22 protein-coding genes and 1 other RNA gene are annotated in these 23,657 nt (G+C 68.3%); 15 read left to right on the forward strand and 8 right to left on the reverse strand.

Features of this window, described 5'->3' with window-relative positions; genetic code table 11:
* The first annotated feature begins 24 nt into the window (after nucleotides 1-24).
* The 3 genes from GPX89_RS40400 to GPX89_RS40410 all read left to right on the forward strand — a co-directional run bounded on the left by GPX89_RS40400 (nucleotide 25) and on the right by GPX89_RS40410 (nucleotide 3,314).
* The gene (locus GPX89_RS40400; protein ID WP_328602874.1) at nucleotides 25-1,158 is read left to right on the forward strand and encodes a Nif3-like dinuclear metal center hexameric protein; all 1,134 of its coding nucleotides are present in this window, start codon (nucleotides 25-27) and stop codon (nucleotides 1,156-1,158) included.
* 110 nt (nucleotides 1,159-1,268) lie between these two features.
* A complete protein-coding gene (locus GPX89_RS40405; protein ID WP_157393056.1) occupies nucleotides 1,269-2,006 on the forward strand; it encodes a zinc ribbon domain-containing protein in 738 nt (245 codons plus the stop codon).
* A gap of 96 nt (nucleotides 2,007-2,102) precedes the next feature.
* Nucleotides 2,103-3,314, forward strand: coding sequence for a bifunctional RNase H/acid phosphatase (locus tag GPX89_RS40410; protein ID WP_157393100.1), 1,212 nt, complete (start codon nucleotides 2,103-2,105; stop codon nucleotides 3,312-3,314).
* Between the two features lie 13 nt (nucleotides 3,315-3,327).
* Here GPX89_RS40410 and GPX89_RS40415 read toward each other — a convergent pair whose 3' ends face one another.
* Complete coding sequence (locus GPX89_RS40415) at nucleotides 3,328-4,215, reverse strand: alpha/beta hydrolase (protein WP_157393057.1); 888 nt, start codon at nucleotides 4,213-4,215, stop codon at nucleotides 3,328-3,330.
* A 30-nt stretch (nucleotides 4,216-4,245) separates the two neighbouring features.
* On the opposite strand from GPX89_RS40415, the gene rnpB reads away from it, so the two are divergent.
* The 6 genes from rnpB (at nucleotide 4,246) to GPX89_RS40445 (ending at nucleotide 9,089) form a co-directional block, all read left to right on the forward strand.
* An RNA gene (gene rnpB, locus GPX89_RS40420) (RNase P RNA component class A) lies at nucleotides 4,246-4,675 on the forward strand.
* Nucleotides 4,676-4,813: 138 nt separating this feature from the next.
* The gene (locus tag GPX89_RS40425; RefSeq protein ID WP_456237945.1) at nucleotides 4,814-5,761 is read left to right on the forward strand and encodes a slipin family protein; all 948 of its coding nucleotides are present in this window, start codon (nucleotides 4,814-4,816) and stop codon (nucleotides 5,759-5,761) included.
* A gap of 474 nt (nucleotides 5,762-6,235) precedes the next feature.
* On the forward strand, nucleotides 6,236-6,505 hold the full coding sequence (locus GPX89_RS40430; protein ID WP_328602875.1) for a hypothetical protein: 270 nt from the start codon (nucleotides 6,236-6,238) through the stop codon (nucleotides 6,503-6,505).
* A gap of 14 nt (nucleotides 6,506-6,519) precedes the next feature.
* On the forward strand, nucleotides 6,520-7,983 hold the full coding sequence (locus tag GPX89_RS40435) for an RNB domain-containing ribonuclease (protein WP_328602876.1): 1,464 nt from the start codon (nucleotides 6,520-6,522) through the stop codon (nucleotides 7,981-7,983).
* Nucleotides 7,984-7,992: 9 nt separating this feature from the next.
* Nucleotides 7,993-8,433, forward strand: coding sequence for a VOC family protein (locus tag GPX89_RS40440; protein ID WP_157393059.1), 441 nt, complete (start codon nucleotides 7,993-7,995; stop codon nucleotides 8,431-8,433).
* Nucleotides 8,434-8,483: 50 nt separating this feature from the next.
* Nucleotides 8,484-9,089, forward strand: coding sequence for a hypothetical protein (locus GPX89_RS40445; protein WP_198347813.1), 606 nt, complete (start codon nucleotides 8,484-8,486; stop codon nucleotides 9,087-9,089).
* Between the two features lie 232 nt (nucleotides 9,090-9,321).
* On the opposite strand, the gene GPX89_RS40450 is transcribed toward GPX89_RS40445, so the two are convergent.
* The 3 genes from GPX89_RS40450 to GPX89_RS40460 all read right to left on the reverse strand — a co-directional run bounded on the left by GPX89_RS40450 (nucleotide 9,322) and on the right by GPX89_RS40460 (nucleotide 13,698).
* Nucleotides 9,322-10,833 carry a DUF4246 domain-containing protein gene (locus GPX89_RS40450; protein ID WP_328602877.1) on the reverse strand — a complete coding sequence of 504 codons (1,512 nt, stop codon included), beginning with the start codon at nucleotides 10,831-10,833 and terminating at the stop codon, nucleotides 9,322-9,324.
* Between the two features lie 42 nt (nucleotides 10,834-10,875).
* Nucleotides 10,876-12,327, reverse strand: a complete 1,452-nt coding sequence (locus GPX89_RS40455) for an amidase (protein WP_157393061.1) — start codon at nucleotides 12,325-12,327, stop codon at nucleotides 10,876-10,878.
* 123 nt (nucleotides 12,328-12,450) lie between these two features.
* On the reverse strand, nucleotides 12,451-13,698 hold the full coding sequence (locus GPX89_RS40460; RefSeq protein ID WP_328602878.1) for an ROK family protein: 1,248 nt from the start codon (nucleotides 13,696-13,698) through the stop codon (nucleotides 12,451-12,453).
* Between the two features lie 157 nt (nucleotides 13,699-13,855).
* Here GPX89_RS40460 and GPX89_RS40465 point away from each other — a divergent pair, with 157 nt between their 5' ends.
* The 5 genes from GPX89_RS40465 to GPX89_RS40485 all read left to right on the forward strand — a co-directional run bounded on the left by GPX89_RS40465 (nucleotide 13,856) and on the right by GPX89_RS40485 (nucleotide 19,401).
* Nucleotides 13,856-14,905, forward strand: coding sequence for a substrate-binding domain-containing protein (locus tag GPX89_RS40465; protein WP_157393062.1), 1,050 nt, complete (start codon nucleotides 13,856-13,858; stop codon nucleotides 14,903-14,905).
* A complete protein-coding gene (locus GPX89_RS40470) occupies nucleotides 14,905-16,410 on the forward strand; it encodes a sugar ABC transporter ATP-binding protein (RefSeq protein WP_157393105.1) in 1,506 nt (501 codons plus the stop codon). The genes GPX89_RS40465 and GPX89_RS40470 overlap by 1 nt, the downstream gene beginning before the upstream one ends.
* Nucleotides 16,411-16,417: 7 nt before the next feature.
* On the forward strand, nucleotides 16,418-17,485 hold the full coding sequence (locus tag GPX89_RS40475) for an ABC transporter permease (protein WP_235949175.1): 1,068 nt from the start codon (nucleotides 16,418-16,420) through the stop codon (nucleotides 17,483-17,485).
* Between the two features lie 14 nt (nucleotides 17,486-17,499).
* Nucleotides 17,500-18,438, forward strand: coding sequence for an SMP-30/gluconolactonase/LRE family protein (locus GPX89_RS40480; RefSeq protein WP_157393063.1), 939 nt, complete (start codon nucleotides 17,500-17,502; stop codon nucleotides 18,436-18,438).
* Nucleotides 18,439-18,645: 207 nt separating this feature from the next.
* Nucleotides 18,646-19,401, forward strand: coding sequence for an SDR family NAD(P)-dependent oxidoreductase (locus GPX89_RS40485; protein ID WP_157393064.1), 756 nt, complete (start codon nucleotides 18,646-18,648; stop codon nucleotides 19,399-19,401).
* A gap of 72 nt (nucleotides 19,402-19,473) precedes the next feature.
* Here the strand turns inward: GPX89_RS40485 and GPX89_RS40490 are convergent, their stop codons facing one another.
* Entirely contained in the window at nucleotides 19,474-20,391 is a 918-nt protein-coding gene (locus GPX89_RS40490; RefSeq protein WP_157393065.1) for a DUF4436 family protein, read from the reverse strand.
* A 112-nt stretch (nucleotides 20,392-20,503) separates the two neighbouring features.
* Between GPX89_RS40490 and GPX89_RS40495 the strand changes: the two genes are divergently transcribed.
* On the forward strand, nucleotides 20,504-21,181 hold the full coding sequence (locus tag GPX89_RS40495) for a TIGR00645 family protein (protein ID WP_157393066.1): 678 nt from the start codon (nucleotides 20,504-20,506) through the stop codon (nucleotides 21,179-21,181).
* A gap of 100 nt (nucleotides 21,182-21,281) precedes the next feature.
* Here the strand turns inward: GPX89_RS40495 and GPX89_RS40500 are convergent, their stop codons facing one another.
* The 3 genes from GPX89_RS40500 to GPX89_RS40510 are packed head-to-tail and all read right to left on the reverse strand — an operon-like array spanning nucleotide 21,282 to nucleotide 23,578.
* Complete coding sequence (locus tag GPX89_RS40500) at nucleotides 21,282-22,181, reverse strand: CHAD domain-containing protein (RefSeq protein ID WP_157393067.1); 900 nt, start codon at nucleotides 22,179-22,181, stop codon at nucleotides 21,282-21,284.
* The gene (pip, locus tag GPX89_RS40505; protein ID WP_157393068.1) at nucleotides 22,182-23,138 is read right to left on the reverse strand and encodes a prolyl aminopeptidase; all 957 of its coding nucleotides are present in this window, start codon (nucleotides 23,136-23,138) and stop codon (nucleotides 22,182-22,184) included. It abuts the gene before it with no gap.
* Nucleotides 23,138-23,578 (reverse strand): hypothetical protein, encoded by a 441-nt coding sequence (locus GPX89_RS40510; protein WP_157393069.1) that lies wholly within the window; start codon nucleotides 23,576-23,578, stop codon nucleotides 23,138-23,140. The genes pip and GPX89_RS40510 overlap by 1 nt, the downstream gene beginning before the upstream one ends.
* Nucleotides 23,579-23,657: the final 79 nt, after the last annotated feature.

Here is a 23,657-nt window from a genome sequence, read left to right on the forward strand (position 1 = left end):
GCCCCCGAGAGTTGGGAGATTGTCGTGACGACGGTGCGGCTGGCGGATCTCATCGCGGCGCTGGATGCGGCGTATCCGCCGAAGCTCGCCGAATCGTGGGATTCGGTGGGACTGGTGTGCGGCGATCCGGCCGAGCCGGTGTCGCGGGCGCTGTTCGCGGTCGACGCGACCGAGGCGGTGGTGGCGGAGGCCCTCGAGTGGGGCGCGCAGGCGCTGGTCGTGCACCATCCGCTGCTGCTGCGCGGGGTGGACACGGTCGCGGCGAGCACGCCGAAAGGCGCTCTGCTGCATCGGCTCATCCGCTCGGGTTGCGCGTTGTTCACCGCCCACACCAATGCCGACTCCGCCGATCCCGGCGTCTCGGACGCGCTGGCGCGGGCCATCGGGTTGCGGGTCACCGGCCCGCTGGACCCGAAACCGCTGACCGCACTGGACAAATGGGTGGTGGCCGTCCCGATCACCCACAGCGGTGAGGTGCTCGACGCCCTCTTCGCCGCCGGGGCCGGCCTGAGCGCGCACTACTCCGACGCGGCCTGGACGGTCGCGGGCACCGCGCAGTTTCGCCCGCTCGACGGCGCGAACCCGGCCCTCGGCGCACCCGGTGAACTGCACGAGGTCGCCGAGGACCGCCTCGAGGTGGTCGCGCCGCCGTCCCGTCGCGCCGCGATCCTGGCCGCGCTCCACGCCGCCCACCCGTACGAGGAGCCCGCCTACCACGTCACCGAGCGCGCGGAACTGCCGTCGGGCCTGGGCATCGGCCGCGTCGGCGAGCTGGCGACCCCGGAGACGTTGCGCGAGTTCACCGCCCGGGTCCGGGCGTCGCTGCCCGCCACCACCTGGGGCGTGCGCGCCGCGGGCGACCCGGACCGCGTCATCCGCACCGTCGCGGTCTGCGGCGGCGCGGGAGATTCCTTCCTGGGCAAGGTCTCTCGTCTCGGTGTCGACGCCTACGTCACTTCCGACCTGCGCCACCATCCCGCCGACGAGCACCTGCGGGCGGGCGGCCCGGCCCTCATCGACGCCGCGCACTGGGCCACCGAGTTCCCGTGGTGTGCCCAGGCGGAGAATGTGGTGCGCGCCGCACTGCCCGGCCTGGAAACCCGGGTGTCGGCCATCCGCACCGACCCCTGGACCGTCGGCGCGGCCGACGACCACTGATCGTCACGATCGAATGTCCAGCTAGAAGGCGGGTTGGCAGATTCGGCCCGCCGGTGCCGGTAGGGTAGGTGTCTTGTTAATTCGTCCTTAGCGTTCAGGAGACCTTCGCGTTGAATGCCGAACCATCGATCCAGGCCAAGCTGCTCGACCTCGCCGCCGTCGACGCCGAGCTGACGCGGATCGAGCATCGCCGCAAGGTGCTGCCCGAGCAGCAGGAGGTGGCGCGGCTCGAGGGTGAGCGCACCGCCCGCAAGGACGAAGCGGTCAAGGTCGAGATCCAGATCGACGACCTGGACCGCGACATCCGCAAGCTGGAGGGCGAGGTCGAGGCGGTCCGCAAGCGTGAGGAACGCGACCGCGGCATGCTGACCTCCGGTTCGGTCGGCGCCAAGCAGCTCTCGGAACTGCAGCACGAGCTGGGCAGCCTGGAACGCCGCCGCAAGGTCCTCGAGGACGACCTGCTCGGTGTGATGGAGCAGCGCGAGGCCACCGCCGACGCGCACGCCCACGCCGGCGCCAACCTGGACAAGGCCGAGGCCGACCTGGTCGACGCCGAGCGCCGGCGCGACGAGGCCCTCGCCGACCTGGCCGTGGCCCAGCAGCGCTGCGAGTCCGACCGCGCCGCCCTGTCCGGCGCCTTCCCCGCCGACCTGCTCGCCGCCTACGACAAGCAGCGCACCCAGTACGGCGTCGGCGCGGCCCTGCTACAGGCCCGCCGCTGCGGCGCCTGCCGCATCGAACTCGACCGCGGCGAGATCTCCCGCATCACCCAGACCGCCCCCGACGTGGTCGTCCGCTGCCCCGAGTGCAGCGCGATCCTGGTGCGCACCAAGCACTCCGGGCTCTGACCCGACGCCGCACCGCGGCGAAACCATCATGATCCGGCCCGCCCCGGTTCGGGCCGAGCTCCGGACCGGCACGGAAGGTGAACAGCGTTGGTGGACATGGTGATCGTCGAGGCCGACGGCGGGTCGCGCGGGAATCCGGGACCGGCCGGATACGGCGCGGTGGTGTGGGATGCCGAGCATGTGCGTCCGCTGGCCGAGCGCCGCGAGTACCTGGGCGTCACCACCAACAATGTCGCCGAATACCGCGGGCTGATCGCCGGTTTGGAGGCGGCCACCGAGCTCGGGGCCCGCGAGGTCGCCGTGCGCATGGACTCCAAGCTCGTCGTCGAGCAGATGTCCGGGCGGTGGAAGGTCAAGCACGAGAGCATGATTCCGCTGGCGGATCGAGCCCGGCGGCTGGTGGCCGGATTCGACCGGGTCACGTTCACCTGGATTCCGCGCAAGGAGAACAAGCACGCGGACAAGCTCGCCAACGAGGCGATGGACGACGCCGACACCGTGGGCGAGGTGCGGACCGCGTTGGCGACGGCTCCCGCGGACGAACCCACCGAACTGGGTGCGGCGGAGATCATCGGCGCGGTGGCGGAAAGCCCCGCGGCCCTGGGGGAGATCAGCGCGGCCGTCGCGGGCGGTGTGGTCGACAGCGAGGCGAAGGCCGCCGGTGCCGCACCGTCGCCGGGATGGACCGGGGCCGTCGGACGGCCGACCCGGCTGCTGCTGCTACGTCACGGCCAGACGGAATTGTCCGTGCAGCGCCGGTATTCGGGCCGTGGCAACCCGCCTTTGACGGAGCTGGGCCGCAACCAGGCGGCCGCGGCCGCGGAAATGCTCGCGGCCAAGGGCGGTATCGAGGCCATCGTGTGCTCGCCGCTGGGCCGGGCCAAGGAGACCGCGGAAGCGGCGGCTCGCGCGCTCGGGCTGCCGGTGCGCGAGCTGCCCGGGCTGATCGAGACGGATTTCGGTGCGTGGGAAGGGATGACCTTCCTGGAAGCGCGCGACCACGATCCGGAGCTGCACGCCCGGTGGCTCGGCGATCCCTCGGTGCCCGCGCCCGGCGGCGAGAGCTTCGATCAGGTGCGGGAGCGCGTCGAGGGCGTGCGCCGGGATCTCGCGGCGTTGTATCCGGGCGCGAATGTGCTTGTGGTCAGCCATGTCACGCCGATCAAGACGATGCTGCAGCTGGCGCTGGGGGTCGGCCCGTCGCTGCTGTACCGGCTGCACCTGGATCTGGCGTCGCTGTCCATCGCGGAGTTCTTCCCGGACGGCGGTTCGTCGGTCCGCCTGGTCAACGACACCTCGTACCTCTGAGATCCCTTCGGCCTCAGGGCCGCAGGGTCGCCATCAGGAATTCGGTCTGGTCGTAGACGGCCTTCTCGAACCAGTCGTCGAAGTAGATGTCGAAATGCCCGATCGGGTAGCGCCGGACCGTCGCGTGCTTGGTGCGCTCGGCCGCCTTGAGGGTCGGGCCCGCCGGGGCCACCGAGTCGTTGTCGCAGATCGCGTACAGCACAGGCGCTTTGATGTCCTTGACGTGCCGGGTCGGATTCTCGAACAGTGTCGACAGGCCGACGCGCGCCGCCACCTTCGGCCGGTACTGGCTGCTCTCCTCGGCCAGGCGGCCGAATCCGGCGGGCACGTCGGCGGCGCTCATCAGGGCCGCCGAATGCTTCTTGCCGGCCAGCCGGGCGGTGATGGGCCGCCGGATGATCGGCCCGATCAGCTGGTCGGTGACCGCCAGGGTGCCGGTCTTGACCAGGCTCAGCGGCCCCTTCGCCATGGCCGAGGACCAGCCGCTGGTGAACGGGCACTGCGCGACCACGGCCGCGATGTAATGGTCCTCGGGCGCGACCGCGAGCACGTGCCCGCCACCGAAAGAACTGCCCCACAGTGCGATTCGCGTCGCGTCGATGCCGCGGATGGTGCGCGCGAAGGCGATGGCCGCATGCCAGTCCTCGCGCTGCTTACCGATATTGATCTGCTGGCGCGGCTCGCCCCCACTGGCCCCGAAATATCGATAGTCGAAGGCCAGCGCCGCGATTCCCGCCGACGCGAAGCGCCGGGCATACCGATCCAACCCCATTTCCCGGTCCGCCCCCAGCCCGTGACCCATGACCACCAGCGGGCGCGGCTTGGGCGGTCCATCCGGGAGATACAGCCATGCGGCGCACTGTTCGCCACCCGAAGGGAACCCCACCTCGACACGCTCCATGGGGCCCTACGGTACCTTGGTGCCCGCGGACGAGTCGGTCGGGCGGCCGCGGCGAGAGGAACGGGCACGCGCTGTGCCGCCGCCTTTCGCCGAGGAAAGTCCGGACTCCGGAGAGCAGGGCGGTTGTTAACGGCAACCCGGGGTGACCCGCGGGACAGTGCCACAGAAAACAGACCGCCGGCGGGCCGCACTTCGCGAGAAGTGCACCGCCGGTAAGGGTGAAACGGTGCGGTAAGAGCGCACCAGCGCGCCGGGTGACCGGTGCGGCTAGGTAAACCCCGCCCGGAGCAAGGTCGAAGGTCGGACTCGCGAGAGTGCGACTGCGCAGGTGTCCGAGGGCTGCTCGCCCGAGCCTGCGGGTGGACCGCTCGAGGCACCCGGCAACGGTGTGTCCAGATGGATGGTCGCCACCGGTGGCTCGCCACCGGGACAGGATCCGGCTTACAGACCGACTCGTCCGCCTCGCAACCGAGTGTTGCGGGTTTGTTATCTCTTCGCCCGGTCGATCTTCCGGTGCCATGATGGAGGCACACCATCGGATTTCCGATGGCGCGGAAATAGTTTCGCGGAGCGAACAATGGATGTTCTGTATCTGTTGATGGCGTGGCTGGGCGCGATTGTCGTTATCGGCGGGATCGCGTTGGCGTCGGGGGTGCGGGTTGTCGCGCAGTATGAGCGCGGTGTGGTCCTGCGGTTGGGGCGGGTGCGGGCGGTCAGAGAACCGGGGATGCGGGTGTTGATTCCCGGGGTCGACAAGATGCAGAAGGTGTCCATGCGGGTGGTCACCATGCCGGTGCCCGCGCAGGAGGGCATCACGCGCGACAATGTGACGGTCCGGGTGGACGCGGTCGTGTACTTCCGGGTGGTCGATCCGGTGCGGGCGCTCATCGAAGTGCAGGACTATCTGTTCGCGGTCGCGCAGGTGGCACAGACCTCGCTGCGCTCGATCATCGGCAAGAGCGAACTCGACGATCTGCTCTCCAATCGCGAGCAGCTCAACAAGGGCCTGGAGTTGATGATCGACAGCCCGGCGCTGAACTGGGGCGTGCACATCGATCGAGTCGAGATCAAGGATGTCGCCCTGCCCGACGCGTTGAAGCGTTCCATGTCCCGCCAGGCCGAGGCCGAACGGGAGCGGCGGGCCCGCATCATCTCCGCCGAGGGCGAATTGCAGGCCTCCGAGAAACTGGCCCAGGCCGCGGCGAATATGGGCAAGGCCCCGGCCGCGCTGCAACTGCGATTCCTCGAGACCGTGGTTCAAGTTGCGGCGGAAAAGAATTCGACGCTGGTGCTGCCGTTTCCCGTGGAGTTGCTCAGGTTTCTAGAGCGCAGCACGCCGCCGGAGCGGCAACCGGGCGCATCGGCCGCCGAGCTCCCCGAACCCGCCGTGGAACAGCCCACCCTCGGCCCCGCGGCGGTCGGCGAACTCATGTCGGTGCTGGCCCAGCCGGGCATCCGCGAGGCCCTCGCGGCGCTGGAACAGCCCGGCGCACAAGGAAAGACGAACGCGTCCGGGAATCCGGGCGCGGGCAAGGAGTCGGCGTAGCGCGGGTACCGGGCCCGGGCGCGTGCGACGGATAGAAGATGAGGAAGTAAGTCATGGCGGGTGTGATTCAGCCGTTGGCCATCGTTGTCCTGTTCGGGATCGCGTACGGGTTCAAGTTCTTCAGCAAGAAGTTCCCGGACGGGCTGCGCGGCCACTAGAAGACACCGGTAGCGGGAGGGCGACGTGATCGACGCCGCTCTCTCGTTCGCGTGCGCAGACCGACGAGTTGGATGAGAATTGCGGCGCGCCACCTCGCACGTCTCGGCGCGGCTCGGCGTGTCGAGCGGGTTATCTGCTCTTGACTAGCACCGAACGTGATCGACGTCATAAAGTGTTGCGCGTTGGAAAGTTCCGTTGCGGTCCGCAACGGGCGAAGGGCTCAACAAACGTCGGAAAGCAGGTCTCGTCTAAATGCGAATTGCTCGCAAACTGGCAGTCGGTGCGCTTCTTGCCGCTGCCGCTTCCGTTTCGGTTGTGCTGGGTTCCGGGTCCGCCTCCGCGGTCGCCATAACCCCGCTGCCGGGTGGGGTGCAGGTGGATCTCACCCCGGCGGACACGCAGTGGGTCGCACAGAATCACTTCGGGCAGGTCATCGCGAACCTGCCGCATCCCTCTGCCCCGTCCTTCGGGGAGGCCCTGGATTCGGCGGCGGCGATGTCGTCGCAGTATCCGGATGGCCGCGTGGTGTTCACGGTGTACGGTCCGTTCAACGAGCTGAACGGGACGATGCTGGCCCTGCAGTAGGGTCAGCCTTCGCAGTGGAACTGCATCAGCGGATCGTCTCGGCGCCGGTGGACTTCGGCGCCGTTCGAACCGAATTCGGATTGGCCTCGGACTATCCTTCCGAGGCCGTCTCGGAGGCCCGCGACGCGGCCGACGCGTTCGCGGGTGCCCGAGCCGATCGGCGGGAGATTCCGCTGGTCACCATCGATCCCCCGGGTGCCATGGATCTGGACCAGGCGCTGTACCTGGAACGCACCCCGAGCGGATTCCTCCTCTATTACGCGATCGCCGATGTGGCCGCGCTCATCGCGCCCGGCGGCGCGCTGGCCCGCGAATCCCTGACCCGCGGGCAGACCTTCTACTTCCCCGACGGCACCGTCCCGCTGCACCCGCTGGTGTTGTCCGAGGATCGTGCCAGCCTGCTGCCCGGGGTGGATCGCCCGGCCGCGCTGTGGACCATCGAATGCGACGAGCAGGCCGTGCCGCTGCGCTTCTCGGTGACCCGCGCCCTGGTCCGCTCCCGCGCCCGCCTGGACTACGCGAAGGTGCAGGCCGCCGCCGACGCGGGCCGTCTCCATCCCTCCATCGCCGCCCTTCCGGAATTCGGCCGCCTGCGCATCGAGGCGGGAATCGGGCGCGGCGCCATCACTTTGCGCCTGCCCGCGCAGACGGTTATCCGTGACGACGAGCAAACCGGAATCGATCATTGGCAATTGGCGGTGGAACCGCGTACCGCCGCCGACGATTGGAACGAGCAGGTCTCGCTGCTGACCGGCATGTGCGCCGCCCGAATCATGCTCGATGGCAATAACTCCAACGGCTCCGGCAACCCCGATCACGTCGGTTTGCTGCGCACCATGCCGCCGCCCGCGCCCGCCGCCATCGACTCCATGCGCCGCACCGCCGCCGCGGTCGGCGTGCCCTGGCCCCCGGCCGAATCCGCGGCCCGCATGCTGGCCACCCTCGACTGCAACACTCCCGCCGCCCTGGTCCTCATGTCCGAGGCCACCACCCTGCTGCGCGGCGCCTCTTACACCATCCTCAACGGACAATCCCCGGATGCGCTGCAACACAGCGCGATCGGCGCCGCCTACGCCCACGTCACCGCCCCGCTGCGCCGCCTGGCCGACCGCTACGCCACCGAGATCTGCCTGTCCCACTGCGCGAATACCCCCGTCCCCCAATGGGTTCGCGACGGCCTCGCTCCGGTGGTCGACACCATGCGCCGCACCGACGCGGTGGCCGGCAAGGTCGAACGCGCCTGCGTCGACCTCACCGAGGCCACGGTCCTCGCTCCCCGGGTCGGCACCGACTTCGACGCGGTCGTCCTCCGGGAGGCCAACGGCACCCGCCCCGCCGAAATCTTCATCGCCGACCCGCCCGTCCTCGCCAAGTGCGCCGGCAATCCCCCCGAAGGCCGACACCTCCGCGTCCGCCTCGATACGGCCGACCCCACCACCCGCACAGTGGCTTTCAGCTACACCACGGAGCACGAATAGGAGCGACCCATGGCCATCCAGCGCATGGACAACGTCCTCATGGTCGTCGAGGACCTGGACACCGTCATAGCCTTCTTCGTGGAACTGGGCATGGAGCTGGAAAACCGGGGCCCGGTCGAGGGCCGCTGGGTGGAACGCATCATCGCCCTCGACGACGTCAGTCAAGAAGTGGCCATGCTCCGAACCCCCGACGGCCACAGCAAGATCGAGCTGGCCATGTTCCACACCCCCGAACCGATCCGCCCCCACCCCACCCCACCCCCGGCCAACACCCTCGGCCTCCGCCGCGTCATGTTCGCCGTAGACAACCTCGACGACACTCTGGCTCGCCTCCGCCCCTACGGCGCCGAACTCGTCGGCACCATAGAGAACTACGAAAACATCTTCCGCCTCTGCTACATCCGAGGCCCCGAAGACATCATCATCGGCCTGGCCGAACAACTCGGCTGACCCGCGGGGCCAGCACCCGTTCTGTCGGAGGGTTGCGTTTGGATGGCGACGTGAAAGAACTGCTGGGTCGCCTGCCCGAGATTTCCGCACTTCGTGACCGATGCCGTGCGATGGCCATGTTGGATGCGATCGTCAGCCCGGATTGGGAAAGCCGGTACTACTCGTTCAACTCCGCATGGGGCGAAGGCGAGGAGATGGCGTCGATGCGCGATGGCCAGGGCAACGACTGGTTCATCGTCTTCACCGCGGCCGGGGTCTATGGACGGGGGTTCGATCACGAGGCGCCGAACGCGCAGCAGGTCCTGCGAGCAGTGCCGAGCGTCTTCGAATCCCAAGTTGCCGAGCCGGCCTTTGCCGACCACGAGGGTGCACCACTCGCGACCGTGTGCTTCTGGAGGGAACCCGGCGATGACGAGTGGGGCGTATCGACGGCAGATCTTGGCGGCCAGGGTCTGTTCGAGCTACTGCTCGAAGGAACGCCGCAGGCGTACCGCCTTTGGGCTGCAGACTATTACGAGGTCGATCTCGACCTCGCCGCCGTCGAGCATGTATACGAGCTGCAACCACTGACCCCGGCCGTCATAGATCGAATCAATCCGGCGGTCCGCCTGTCGGACCTACACGACGATCTCGAGGAAATCGGCTATCCGCGTTGACCCCTGCGGTCGTATTCGCAAGTCGTGACATCGTTCTCGTCAGGCTGCGCCGAAGTCCGGCTGCGTGGCGGGCCTATCCAGGGTGGAGCCGCGTCCACGATCGATTTCCGAGCGGTGGTCAGGTGAGGAACCTGAGGATGGGCCTATTCGTGCACAGATCGCTGTTGGACGTCAGTTTTCTGCCGGTTTCGGTGGCTCAGTGCACGTTCAGGCCCATGACTCACACGGGGGGTCAGTGTTCGCAGAGGGAGAATTCTCGTTCGTAGAGGTCGCCGTTGTGTTTGTCTACGAAGAACTTTCGTTCGTGCATGAGTTCTTCACGGTAGGTTTCGGCTTGGGGGCGGGTCATTGTGGTTGTGGGGGACCACGGTTGTTGGGGTGGGATGTCGGAGGTGGAGGTGATCTTCACCGTTGGGTCTACGAGGAAGAAGGCGAGGATTTTGCGGTGGCCGGGGCGGGTGGGGTCGGCCAGGCGGAAGGGGGAGACTCGGTGTTGGAGGATGTTGGGGAAGGCCAGGCAGCGGTCGGCGTGGGTGGGGACGGAACCTAGTAGTTGGTTCAGGGCGTCCTCGTCCTCGAGGCCGTAGACATCGCGCATGCCGGGGGAGTCGTTCTGTTCGTAGTCGGGGTCGTCGATGGCCGTTCGGAAGCTCAATGAGCTGTCGGTGATGTTGTCGGTGTCCCAGTAGTAGAGGGCGGTGGAGACGATGCGTTCGTTCATCATTCCCTCGACATGCCAGCTGCCGCCGGGGTATTCGGGCTGGTCGGGGGTCAGGTGGATGTTGGCGAGTTTGACGATGACCTGGAGGTCGCGGGCTCGCAGGTCCACTCGGGCCGAGTCGTCCGGGACGGGCGGCGGGGTGAATTCGGGGGCGTCGGGAACGAGGGGGCGGCGATTGTCCCACCATTCGTCCAACGCTTCCTCGTACGCCTCCCGTGCGGCCTCGGCCGCCTCCTCGTCCATGTCCTCGTCGCTGTCGGAGGGGTCTCGAGGCTCGTCCACATACCAGGAATAGGGATTGGGTGTGATCCGCAGCGGGCGCGGGTGACGCAGATCGGTGAGGACGTTCTCGAACAGTGGTAGCAGGCGCGTGAACAGCAGCGGGAGAACGGATTCGAGGTCGCGGTGGATTACCGGGTGGACGTTGTTGACGTAGGAGCGGAACACGGCCGCACCGTCGGCGTCGACCTCGACGTCGGTGGGCAGCCATTGGAACTTCTCCGAAAACGCGTATCGCGCATCGTGCTCGCCCGGAGTGGGCCAGGCGGAGTCGTCCGTGACGCTCACCCCGCGGACCAGGCAGAACAGGGAGGGATGGACCAGGTCCAGTACCTGCTCGTTCGATCCAGGGTGCCAGTCGCGCTCGGCCTCGGGAACGTCCTCGAGTACCCGAACCGCGGCCCGCAGCCGGGATTTCAGCTCGTCATCGATCAAAGAGTCCGACTGCCACACCCCGTCGACGGCGGCCACTTCGATGCCGGTGTGCTCGTCGCGGAGGTCGGCGTAGTGCGCCAATTCCGCGAGCACGTAACGAATCTGGGCTTCGGTCAGCCCTTGCTCGGACGCTTCGGTCGTCCACTTGGCGACGAGGCCGGCGTCGCGCATCTTGACGAACCACTGTGGCTTGGCCCGAATCTGGGCGCTCATCTGCATCATCTGCAGTTCGCGCAGCGTCCGGGGCGGCGTGACCGCCACCCGGTACGACTCGAGAAAGGGCAGTGGGAACGTGGATTCGTCGATCACGCGCCCCACCGTACGGAATCGGGGTGACAGGATGCGGTGGCTCTAGCGCGGTGGCTGGAAACCGCCGATCCGCTGCTCGAGCAGTTCGGCCAGCCGCAGCGGGGTGCGGTCCTCGAACATGGGGCCGATGAGCTGGACGCCCACCGGGAGCCCCTCGGGGGAGAGACCCGTGGGGATGGCGGTGGCGGGCAGACCGGGCATGGTCGCCACGCCGGGCCAGATGTGCTGGTCGCCGAAAGGGTATGCGACGCCGTCGATGTCGATTCGCTTCTGCATCATGTCGGTGCTGTGGTCGTGCGGGAACGCGGGTGTCGGCGTGATCGGGCACACCACGACATCGAACTCGGCGAAGAGCCGCCGCCAGCTCTGGCGGTGCAGTTCGCGGCGGTTGTTCACCTCGACCCAGCCGCGGTAGCTGAGCACCGCGCCCCGCACCCAGGCCGTATCGGAACCCTGTGCGTCCGAGGGCAGTTCGGCGGCGACCGTCCGCATCTGCTCGTAGCGGTCCGCGGGCATGCGCGCCGCGGCGCTCGAAGCCAGGAGTTGCGTGTAGAGGTTCTCGGCTTCGGCGAGATCGGGCAGCAGCGGACTCTGCCGTTCGACGCGGGCGCCCGCCGCGGTGAGCGCGTCCGCGACCCGGTTCAGCCCGGCTCGAACGGCCGCGCCGGTCGGGATCAGCGGATGCTCGTCGATGACCAGGACGCGGAAGTCCGCCAGCTGCTCGTGACGCGCCGGCGGCAGCGCCAATTCGTATGCGACACCGAGGGTCAGCGGATCCGGTCCGGCCATGACGTCGAGCAGGAGGGTGAGGTCGCGGGCGGTGCGTGCCATGGGACCGACGACGGCCAGGTCGATCTCGGCCGGCAGTGCCGCCACGGGCGGCGGCACCATGCCCCGGCTCGCGCACAATCCGAGGGTCGGCTTGTGCGCGTAGACACCGCAGAAATGCGCGGGGTTGCGCAGTGACCCCGCGAGATCGGAGCCCAGGGACAGCGCCCCGAATCCCGCCGCCAGCGCCGCCGACGAGCCACCGGAGGAACCGCCGGGCGAACGACCGTGATCGTAGGGGTTGTTGGTGGTGCCGTAGATCTCGTTGAAGCTCTGCCAATCCTGCAGCATCAACGGCACATTGGTCTTGCCGAGAACCACCGCGCCCGCGGCCTTCACCCGCGAGACCGCCAGCGCGTCCTCGGCCGGAACATAGTCCCGGAACTGAGGATTGCCCCACGTCGTGGGCAGTCCGGCCATGTTGTAGGACTCCTTGACCGTCACCGGAATCCCGAGCAGCGGCCGGTCCTCACCTCGAGCCCGCGCCGCATCGGCCTCGCGAGCGGCGGCCCGCGCCCGCTCGAAGTCCGGCACGCAGATGGCGTTGATCGCCTTGTCGTCCCGCTCGATCCGGGCGATCGCCTCCTCGGTCAGCTCCACCGAGGTCACCTCACCGGCCCGCATCGCCGCCGAAAGCTCTTCTGCCGAATGAAGACTCCACTCCATGCATTCGACCCTACCGGCGGGTCCTACGGTCCGTCGGTGATCGCGCCGCCCGGCCGCCGAGGCCGGGTTACGAGGGTTCGCGGGCGGTGCCGAGGCGGGCGGCGAGAGTGGTTGTGGCAGATGCTAGGCCGGGGTCAGCGGCGGGGTGTCGGTGCGGCGGGCGCGGCGGGCGGCGACCGAGCCGAAAGTCTCCCGGTCGGCGAGGAATCCCTCCAGGGCGAAGGTGGCCGCGCCGAGGCTGACCGGGTTGTGGGGGAGGGTGTCGAGTTCGAGGGTGACCGCGGCGAAGGGGTCCGACATGGCGTGATGGGTGGCGGCGCGGCGGGTCGCTTCCAGGAGCGGGGCGCCGAGCTGGCGGGCGACGAGGTCGCCGAAGACCATGCGGCGCGGGTTGAAGAGGTTGACCAGGTTGGCGACCGCGACGCCGAGGTAGTGGCCGGTCTTCGCGATGACGGCCACCGCGGTCTCGTCGCCGCGGGCCGCGGCGATGCCGAGCGCGGCGATGGTGGCGGCGTCATCGTCGGCGAGAAGCTCGCTCGCGGAGTCGATCTCGCGCAGGGTCGCCGCGATGCCGGGCGCGCTCACGTAGGCCTCGACGCAGCCGTTGCGGCCGCAGGAGCAGGGGCGGCCGTCGAGGACCAGGTTGGTGTGGCCCCATTCGCCCGCGCTGTTGGTGACGCCGCGGTAGAGCATGCCGTCGATGACCACGCCGATGCCGACGCCCGCGCGCAGGGTGACCACGATCAGGTCGTCCACGTCGCGGCCCGCGCCGAACCAGAGCTGCGCGGCCGTGCTGGCCTTGAGCGGATTGTCCAGGTAGAGCGGATAACTCAGCCGTTGCTCGAGCAGGGTCTTGAGCGCGACGTCGTGCCAGTGCCAGTACGGCGAGAACACCGACGTCCCGGTCTCGGGCTCGACCAGGCCCGGGACGCTCAGCCCCACGCCGAGCACCTTGTCGCCATCGCTCCCGATCACCTCGCCGATGCCGAGCACGATGAGCTCCACGATGTCGTCGGGAGTGGTCGCCGCCGGATCGACGGGCACCTCGCTCGACCGCAGAACCGACATGGCCAGATCGAAAACGTCCACGTGAATACTGGTTTCGGCGATATCGACGCCGATCAGCACCCCGCGATCGGGGTTGATGGCCAGTTGCGCGCGCGGCCGCCCGATCGCGGCCGCCTCGTAGCCGAGCTCGGCGAGCACCCCGACTTCGAGCAGTTCGGCGATCAGATTCCCGATGGTGGCGAACGACAGACCGGTGGCCCCCGCGATCTCCTGCCTGCTGGTGTGCCCGGCCGCGGCGTACACCGCCTGCAGCACGCAGAACCTGTTGCGCCGTCTGATATCCCGCGCGGTCAGCTGGTACACGGCTCCGCCCACTCCTTCCACCCGATCTCGCCAAGATAACCGGACTCACCTTCTCGGACAACTTCGACCAACAGTATTTACAACAGTTAGCCGAAGTCATACTGTAACCCAAATCACTTTTGACACTTGGTTTGTCGAAGACCACCTAGGAGTGCTCATGTCCTGGACCCACCGGCGCCGCTGGACCAGCGCGTTAGTCTGCGTGTCCGCCCTGGCCCTGGCTGCGACCGCCTGTTCGTCGGGCAAGGATTCCGGCTCGAACAACGCGGGCCCGCAGCACGCTTCGGGCACGGTCAGCCTCGTCTACGCCCAGAAACAAGGCGACCAGGAGTACTTCATCGGCGAAGCCGACGGCGCGAAGGCCAAGGCCAAGGAGCTGGGCGTCGACCTGAAGGTGGTGAACCTCGGCAACGACGCCAACAAGGCGGTCACCGAGGTCCAGAACGCGGTGAACCAAAAGGCCAACGGCGTCATCGTGGTGGTCCCGGATCCCTCGGTCGGCCCGCAGGTCGCGCAGCTGGCCAAGTCCGGCGGCGTCGCCCTGCTCACCTCCGACGACCAGGTCTGTGCCAACGGCCCGGACCCGTCGTCCTGCAGCAAGGACAATCTGGTGCCGCGCGTGGGATTCAGTGGCACGCAGATGGGCACCGAGGTCGGCACCCGCGCCGGTGAGGACTTCAAGAAGCTGGGCTGGAAGGCCGAGGACACCGCCATCGTCGACGCCTGGAAACAGGACGTGACCGTCTGCACCGATCGCGTGAAGGCGAATCAGAAGGCGTTCAAGGATGTTTCGGGCGCGGACGTCAAGGTGATCGAGGTCGGCACCGACAACACTCCGTCGGACGCGCAGAACAAGATCTCCGCCACCGTCGCGGGCAACCGGTCGGTCAAGAACTGGATCGTCATGGGCTGCAACGACGAGAACGTCAGCGGCGGTGTCGCGGCCATCCAGAACGCGGGCTACGCGGCCGACAATGTGCTCGGCGTCGGCCTGGGCGCGTACCTGGCCTGCAAGGAATGGCGCGGCGGCAAGCCGACCGGCTTCAAGGCGGCGCTGTTCATCAATGGCAAGGACGTCGGCGCGCTGGCCGTGCAGACCATGTACGACTACCTCAAGAACGGAAAGGCCATGCCGCCCGAGGCGTTCGCGCCCACCAAGATGGTCGATGCGACCAACTGGCAGCAGGCGGGCGTGACGTGCAGCTGATGGGGCTGCGGGTGTCCGGGCTCACCAAGACCTTCGCAGGCGTGCCGGCGCTGCGCGAGGTGAGCCTGGACTTCCCCGCGGGCATGGTGACCGCCCTGATGGGGGAGAACGGCGCGGGCAAGTCCACGCTGATCAAGATCCTCGGCGGCGACCATCGACCCGACGGCGGCACCCTCGAACTCGACGGCACCCCACTGGAATTGGCCAGTCCGGCCGATGCGCGCGCGGCGGGCATCCGGGTGATCGGCCAGGAACCGGAGATCGTGCCGCACGTCTCGGTCGCCGAGAACGTCTACCTCGGCGCGCTCCCGCGCCGGGCGGGCCGCATGCTCGATCGGGCGGCGCTGCGGGAACGGGTGCGCGGCGATCTGACCCGGCTCGGCTTCGACCGGGACCTGGACCCCGATACCCTCGGCTCGAAACTGACCGCCGCGCAACGGCAATTGGTGGAGATCATGCGGGCGCTGACCACCGACGCGAAGGTCATCGCCTTCGACGAGCCCACCTCCTCGCTCTCGGATCACGAGACCGAATCGCTGTTCGCGCTCATCGGCCGCCTGCGCGATCGCGGTCTCGCGGTGATCTACGTGTCCCACCGCATGCGCGAGATCTTCCAGCTGGCCGACCGGGTGGCGGTGCTGCGCGACGGCGCGCTGGTCGGCGTGCGCGACACCGCCGACACCGACGATCAGGAGATCGTGCGCATGATGGTCGGCCGCGACCTGTCGACGGTGTTCGCGCGCAAGCATTCCGAGCTCGGGCCGGTGCTGCTCGAGGTGGACCACGTCACCACCGACGACGTGCGGGACGTGAGCCTGCACGTCCGCGCGGGCGAGGTGGTGGCGCTGGCCGGACTGGTCGGGGCGGGCCGCTCCGAGCTGGCGGGCGCGCTCGCGGGCGACCTGCCGATCCGGTCGGGGGAGGTGCGGGTGGCCGGTCAGCGGGTGCGATTGCGCCAGCCCCGCGACGCGGTCCGCGCCGGAATGGGTTACGCGCCCGAGGAACGCAAGGCGCAGGCGCTGCTGCTGCATCGCGGTGTGCGCGACAATATCTCGCTCGCCATGCTGGATCGGCTGCGGCGCTGGCGCTTCGTGCGCCGCGGCGCGGAACGGAAGCTGGTCTCGCAGTATGTCGAATCGCTGCGGGTGCGCACGCCCTCCATCGAGCAGGAGGTGCGCAAGCTCTCGGGCGGCAATCAGCAGAAGGTGGTGCTGGCGCGCTGGCTGGCGCGCAAACCCACCGTGCTCATCCTGGACGAGCCCACGCGCGGCGTCGACGTCGGCGCGAAGATCGAGATCTACCACGTCATCGAGGAATTGGCCGAGTCCGGCGTGGCGGTGCTGGTGATCTCCTCGGAACTCCCCGAAGTCCTCGGCCTGGCCGACCGCATCGTCGTCATGCAGCAGGGCCGCGTCACCGGCGAACTGGACCGCGCCGACGCGAGCGAGGAGGCCATCCTCGCCCTGGCCATGGCCGACGACCTCACCGCCTCGCGACCCCTTTAGGAACACCATGACCGATCAACGCATCGAAGTGAATTCGGAGGCAACGGTTTCCGTGCCGAGTCCGGGACTGGCCCGCTATCTGAGCGGCGTGGGCGCCATGACCCCGCGCCGGGTGATCCGGGGCATCGGCACCGGCAACCTCAGCCTGATCGGCGCGCTCGTGGTGGTCGTGGCCATCTTCGCCTGGCTCAACGACGGCTACCTGGATCCCCGCAATATCGCCGGAATCGGTGACGCCGTCACGGTTTTCGGGCTGCTCGCGGTCGTGCAGACCGTGGTGATCATCTGCGGCGCGCTCGACATCTCGGTCGGTTCGCAGGCGGGTGTCGCCTCGGTCATCAGCGCCATGGCCTTCACCTCGGCCTCCGGCAACGCCTTCGTCGGCATTCTCGCCGCCGTCGGGGTCGGCCTGGTGCTGGGACTGGTCAACGGTTTGATCATCGTCTACGGCCGGGTCAACCCGGTGATCGCGACCCTGGCCACCCTGGCCGCATACAAGGGCCTGGCCCAACTGATCTCGGGCGGCAAGGCCCAGGGCTTCGTGCTCGACAACGACGTGTTCATCTTCCTGGCCCGCGGCAAGATCATCGGCCTGCCGGTCCCGGTGATCGTGCTGGCCCTGGTCGCCCTCGGCGTGCACGTGCTGCTGAAGTACACCGACATCGGCCGCAACATCTACGCGATCGGCGGAAACGACACCGCCGCACGCCTTTCCGGCATCAACATCAACAAATACCTGATCGCCGTGTACATGCTGGCCGGCGTGGTGGCCGCCATCGCGGGCATCATCCTCACCGCCCGCACCGGCTCCGGCCAGCCCGTCTCCGGCAGCGAGGGCCTCGAACTGAAGGCCATCACCGCCGCCGCGCTCGGCGGCTGCGCCCTCAAGGGCGGCAAGGGCACCGTGGGCGGCACGCTGCTCGCCGTCATCCTGCTCGGCGCACTCGACAACGGTCTGAACGTCGTGGGCGTGAACACCTTCTGGCAGAACGTAGCCCAGGGCTCCCTGCTCGTCGCCGCCGTCGTCATCCAGCAACGCCGCAGCGGCGAACGCGCCGTCGGCCTCCCGACCTAGCCCCCGGAGCCACCATGCACACTCTCAGGGCACACCTGTGTGCCCCACCGCCCGGCCGACTGTGCGAAGGTCCCGTCTGGGACCCCCGCACCCGGCAACTGCTCTGGGTCGACATCCGCGCCGGTCTCATCCATCGCGCCACCCTGACCGACGGCCTCACCCCGGATCTGAAGCACCAGGCAACGCTCAGCCTCACTCCACCGGTCAGCGCGGTCCTGCCGTGCGCCTCCGGCCGCCTCCTGGCGACCATGGGCGACACCATCGTCAGCATCGACGGGGCAGCCGAGGAGTGGGATGCCGGCAGCGATGGGCCGACCCTCGGTCCGGTTGTCGCCGTGGCATTTCCAACCGACGGTGTGTATCGCCGCTTCAACGATGCCAAGGTCGATCCACGAGGCCGGGTGCTGGCGGGGACGATGGTCCCGAGCGGTGCGCCGCGAACGGCGGCGCTCTACCGCCTCGACCCGGACGGCACTCTGATCACCCTGCGCACCGGCGTGACCATCTCCAACGGTCTCGGCTGGAGCCCCGACGGGCGCACCCTCTACTACGCGGACAGCCCGACCCACCGCGTCGACGCCTTCGACTACGACCTCGACACCGGAACCCTCGGCGAGGCAAGGCCGTTCGCGCATTTCGAGGACGGCGAGCCCGACGGCCTGACCGTCGATGCCGAGGGCAATGTGTGGGTCGCGGTCTGGGGTGCGGGTCAGGTCCGCGGCTTCGACCCCGCCGGATCGCTCCGCACGACCATCGAGGTCGGCCCCTCCCAGGTCTCGAGCTGCACATTCGCCGGACCCGCCCTGGATGTCCTGGTCATCACCACCGCCGCCGAGAACGAGGCCGCCGAAGAAGCGTTCGCGGGCCGCCTGTTCACCTGCGTGCCGGGCACCACCGGACTACCCATGACGCCGTTCGCGGACTCGAGGCCGGTGCTCGCCGATGACCACTGACGGACAGGATACGAATCCGCCCCGAACTCCGGCATCGCCCGACATCGGATATGCCCGCACCGGTGGTGATCTCGCGGCTGATCGTGGGCGGGTATCCGCCAGCGCGGCCGGATCGTCGGATGCGGATCGACCGCGGGACCGGACCGCGTGAGGGGCGGGGCGGCATCGCGTGGCGGAGAGTCGGCGTTGAGTGTGAAGGGGAAGAGTATGAGTCGGTTGGCGGATCGGGTTGCGGTCGTTACCGGGGCGGCGTCGGGGATCGGGGCGGCCACGGCGGTGCGGCTCGCGGCCGAGGGCGCGTTGGTTGTCATCGCGGATGTCGACGAGGTCGGGGGACGGGAGGTGGCGGCGAAGATCCGGGCGGCCGGCGGGTGTGCCGAATTCCAGCGGTGCGATGTGACGCTCGAGGAGTCGTGGGAGGCGCTGCGGGAGCGGGTGGACGAGGTGTTCGGGCCGTTGGATTTCCTGTGCAGCAATGCTTCTCGGCAGGCGATCATTCCCGCGCACGAGTTGAGCAGGCGGCAGTGGGACGACGGGCTGGCGGTGAATCTCACGCCGTTGTTCCTGGGGGTGCGGGCCTTCATCGACGATCTGCGGGCCCGGCGCGGAAGCGTGGTCGCGGTGTCCAGTGTGCATGCGCAGTTCGGGCTGCCCGGATATCCGGTGTATGCCGCGGCCAAGGGCGGGCTCACCTCGCTGGTGCGGCAGCTCGCGGTGGAGTACGGGCAGGATCAGGTGCGGGTGAACGGCGTGCTGCCCGGGCCCATCCTCACCCCGGTGTGGGACGACGTCGATGAGGAGGGGCGCGAATTATCGGCTCGGGCAACGGTGTTGGACCGGTTGGGCGCGCCGGAGGAGGTGGCGGCCGCCATCGCCTTCCTCGCCTCCGACGACGCCTCCTTCATCACCGGCGCCAACCTCGTCGTCGACGGCGGCTGGAGCGTGCGCAAGGAATCACGGTGATATTCGCGCAAGGGATTGCGGTGATATTCGCGCAAGGGATTGCGGTGATATCGCGCAAGGGATTGCGGTGAATCAGCGCTGCGGCACGACCATTCGGAATTGATCGGTCGGATGCTGGGTGGCCGCCTGTTCGGCGCGCTCCCTGGCCATCTCCACGCGGTAGCCCACGATCACGGTGCCGACCAGCGCCGCCGAGATGATGCCCTCCGCGATGAAGAACGACGTGAAATCGATGATCGAGCCGATCGGAGCGCCACCGGGCACCGCGTTGCGCAGCGGGACCAGTGCGAAGAGCAGTGCGCCCATCATGGATACGGCCGGGAACATCAGACCCCGCTTGCCGGCGAGGACGTAGTAGCAGGCGATGGCCGCGGCCAGCGCCAGCCCGAGCATGAGGGTCATGATGAACAGGGCGAACACCAGCGTGGGGAGCGACCGGCTCGCGTGCAGGGTGAGGTCGATCCCGTTGTCCGCGTTGGACTCCGGTCGCTCGCTCACCGCGAACAGGGTGTCGCCGCTGGCCACCGTGGCCGCCGTGGGCAGGCGCTTGTCTCCGCTGAACACGTCGAAGGCCAGCACGGCGTCGTAGGCGTCGAACGGGTAGTCGGTGAGCGAGCCCTCCACCACCACCTTCACCTCGGCGGCGGAGATCGGTTCGCCCGCTTTGATTTTGATCGGATCGGCCTTCAGCGCCGAAGCGTAGAGCAGCGCGTCGGAGGCGAAATTGCCGTTCTTGTCGGCCAGCGCGCCGCGCGGCTGCGCCAGCACCTCCACGGTGGCGGTCTGAGTGACCGGATCGATCCTGCCGACCCAGATGCCCAGATCCACCCGATCCCTGACCTCGGTATTGCCGAAGGGATGCGTGGCCTCCGCCCGCGTTCGCCCCACCCCGTAGGTCGACAGTGCCAGCGCCAGACCCACGATGAGGGCCGCCACGATCGCGACCAGCCACAGCGGACCACGGCGTTTCTGCTCGATTCCATGTTGCACGCGGCGAACCTATCGGCGCGGCCATCACCGATCGATCAGGAAGGCATCACGCCGCCCGGCCGTGATCGGTTACTGATCGGTGCTTGATTTCGGCCGTGCTGTATTGAGTCACATGGCTTTTCCAACCCCGAATCCCCACCCGGCCTCCCCCGAGGCCGCCCAGCAGCGCAGCCTGGGCTATTTCATCTTCCTCAGCCGCTGGCTGCAGCTGCCGCTGTACCTGGGTCTGATCGTGGCGCAGGCCGCGTACGTGTGGCAGTTCCTGCGCGAGCTGTGGGATCTGGTGCACGGCCTGTTCGGCGAGGGCAATGCCGAAACCAGCATCATGCTCTCGGTGCTGGGGCTGATCGACGTGGTCATGATCTCCAACCTGCTGATCATGGTGATCGTCGGCGGCTACGAGACCTTCGTGTCGCGGCTGCGCATCGACGGGCATCCGGATCAGCCCGAGTGGCTGGCGCAGGTGAACGCCAATGTGCTGAAGGTGAAGCTGGCCATGTCGATCGTCGGCATCTCCTCGATCCACCTGCTCAAGACCTTCATCAGCATCACCACCGACACCAACCCGGGTGCGCACACCGCGCGGTATCTGTGGCCGGTGATCATCCATCTCGCGTTCGTGGTGTCCGCGGTGCTGCTGGCCTGGATCGACCGCATCATGCCGCACGCCGCGCACAAGGAGCATCACGGCGGCCACGAGAACGGCAACGGGACAACGCATCCCGCCGGTGAGGGCGCGGATCCGGCGGGGTGGGCGCACGGCGATCAAGCGGTGATCCGGGTCAACTAGCCCGTCACTCCGGCACGCATTTGGCCGGAATTCAGCCTGTTGCAGTGGATCCCGGCCGAACTATGCCGGGATGACGAAGTGGATAGGACCAGGCGAATACTCAGCCCAGTGGCCGATGGCGGAGGAATTCGGCGGCGTCGGGGTACTGCTCGAGTGCCTTGGCCGCCGCCGCTTCCTCCGCGTCGCACAGCCGCTGATAGCCGGATTCGTCGCCGTCGGCGGGGACGTGTTCGCGCAGGGTCTGCAGCGTCTCGATGGCATCGCGATGATCGCCGAGGACGGTCTGCAGGCTCTTGGCCTTCTTGCCCAGCTCCTCGGCTGGCGTGCCGAGCACGGCCGTGGCGGCCTCGGCCGAATAGCGCAGGCGCTTGGCGGCCTTACGGATCTCGTGCAGATGCTCGACCCGATGCGCCTCGGACAGGCCGGGTTCCATCCGCACCAGACGGCGCAACTCCCGGAAGTCGTGCCGCAGCACTGCGGTGAAGACCTCGTCGGCGGGTTCGTCGGCATATGAGGGCCGTAGCGGCGGGTCGCTGAGCAAGCCGTGCAGACGCTCGACCAGGCTGCGGTAGCGGCGGCTGTCGAAGGCGTCCACCGCCGCCCGGTGCGCGCCGGCGTAGAAACGGCGTTGATCGGCGACCAGCTCCGCGCCGAAATCCCTTCGCGGAGCGGCTTTCTCGCCCTGTGGCACGGTCTTCTCGTCGAAGGGGATGCCGGCATCGCTCAGCAGTGCGGCGAAGCGCTCGGCCCGCACCTCGGCATCCCGTGCGACTCCCAGCAGTCCGCCCAGCCATCGCAATTCGTCGGTGATCTCGCCGACCGGTTTGCGTCGTAGTATCCGGCGATAGGACTTCAGCACGCTGCGCAGCCGCCTGGTCGCCACCCGCATCTTGTGGACGGAATCCGGAAGATCTTCGCGCACATCGGGTTCGGCTGTACACAGCCGGTCCACATCGGCGGCTACTGCGTCGACCAAGGCGGAACCGGCTGTGGTGCTCATCTACGTCCTGTATTTGTCGGTGGCTTCCACCAGGTGGTGGGTGATGCCGGGTTCCAGCGCGGCGTGACCGGCGTCGGGCACCAGGTGCAATTCCGAAGCGGGCCAGGCCCTGTGCAGATCCCAGGCGCTGGTGGCCGGGCACACCACGTCGTAGCGGCCCTGCACGATCACGCCGGGAATGTGGGCGATGCGGTCGATGTCGCGCAACAGCTGCCCCTCGTCGAGGAAGCCGTGGTTGACGAAATAGTGGTTCTCGATGCGGGCGAAGGCCAGCGCGAAACGCGGGTCGGCGGTTTCGGCGACCCGATCCGGGTGGGGCAGCAGGGAACTCGTGGAACCCTCCCAGGTGGACCACGCGACGGCCGCGTCGGTGGCGAGGGCGGCATCGGGGGAGTGCAGGAGACGGTGGTAGACCTCGACCAGGTCCTGGTCGCGGTCTGCCTCGGGCACCGGCGCCAGGAACTTCTCCCACTCATCGGGGTACACGTACCCCGCGGAGCCATTGTAGTACCAATCGATTTCCTTGCGCCGCAACAAGAATATCCCCCGCAGCACCAATTCGGTGACCCGGTCGGGGTGGGCCTGCGCGTAGCTCAGCGCCAGCGTCGAACCCCAGGAACCGCCGAACACCTGCCAGCGTTCGACGCCCAGATGCGTTCGCAGCCTTTCGATATCGGCGACCAGATGCCAGGTGGTGTTGTGCTCGAGACTCGCCCCGTCGGCGATGTGCGGCGTCGATCTGCCGCACCCGCGCTGATCGAACAGCACGATCCGGTACGCCTCGGGATCGAAGAACTGCCGGTGGTACGGCGAGGTGCCGCCGCCCGGTCCGCCGTGCAGGAAGACCGCGGGCTTGCCGTCCGGGTTGCCGCTCACCTCGTAGTAGAGGTGCTGGCCGTCGCCGACGTCCAGCATGCCCTGCTCGTAGGGCTCGATCGGCGGGTACAGGGTGCGCATCAGCCCGCCACCAGGCCCGAGGCCAGATCCGGGATCTCGATCGCCTTCAGCGCCTCGTCACGCACGTCCGGGCAGCTCTTGATGGTGACCCGATCCACCACGCCCCGCTCGGACAGCACATTGACGCCGGTCTGCAACGCCCACTGGGCCACTGTCGTGTTGAGCGAGATCTTGTCCAGGGTCGGAGTCTGCACCCGCCAGTCCGAGAGCTGCGGCCGAATCAGATCGCACAGCTGCTTGGCCTGATCATCGGTCACGGTCAGCTGCGCGTTCGCCGAGGTGCTCGGAGCACCCGAGGCGGTCGGCTTGGGCGTCGAGGAGAGCGGCGAGGAGGAGCCCTGCGGCTGCGTCGATGTCGAGGAGCTACCGCAGGCCGCGGTCAGCGCGACGGCGGCCACCGCGGCGATCAACAGCGGCGCCCGCCGAATCCAGCGACTCATTCCACGATCCATGAACTCACCTTTGGTCGATCCAGCTCGTTGGCTACCGAGTCTGCCATCAAAACCGGGTGGTTGACCG

Source organism: Nocardia terrae (genome assembly GCF_009760405.1).
In the GTDB taxonomy this organism is placed as follows: domain Bacteria; phylum Actinomycetota; class Actinomycetes; order Mycobacteriales; family Mycobacteriaceae; genus Nocardia; species Nocardia terrae.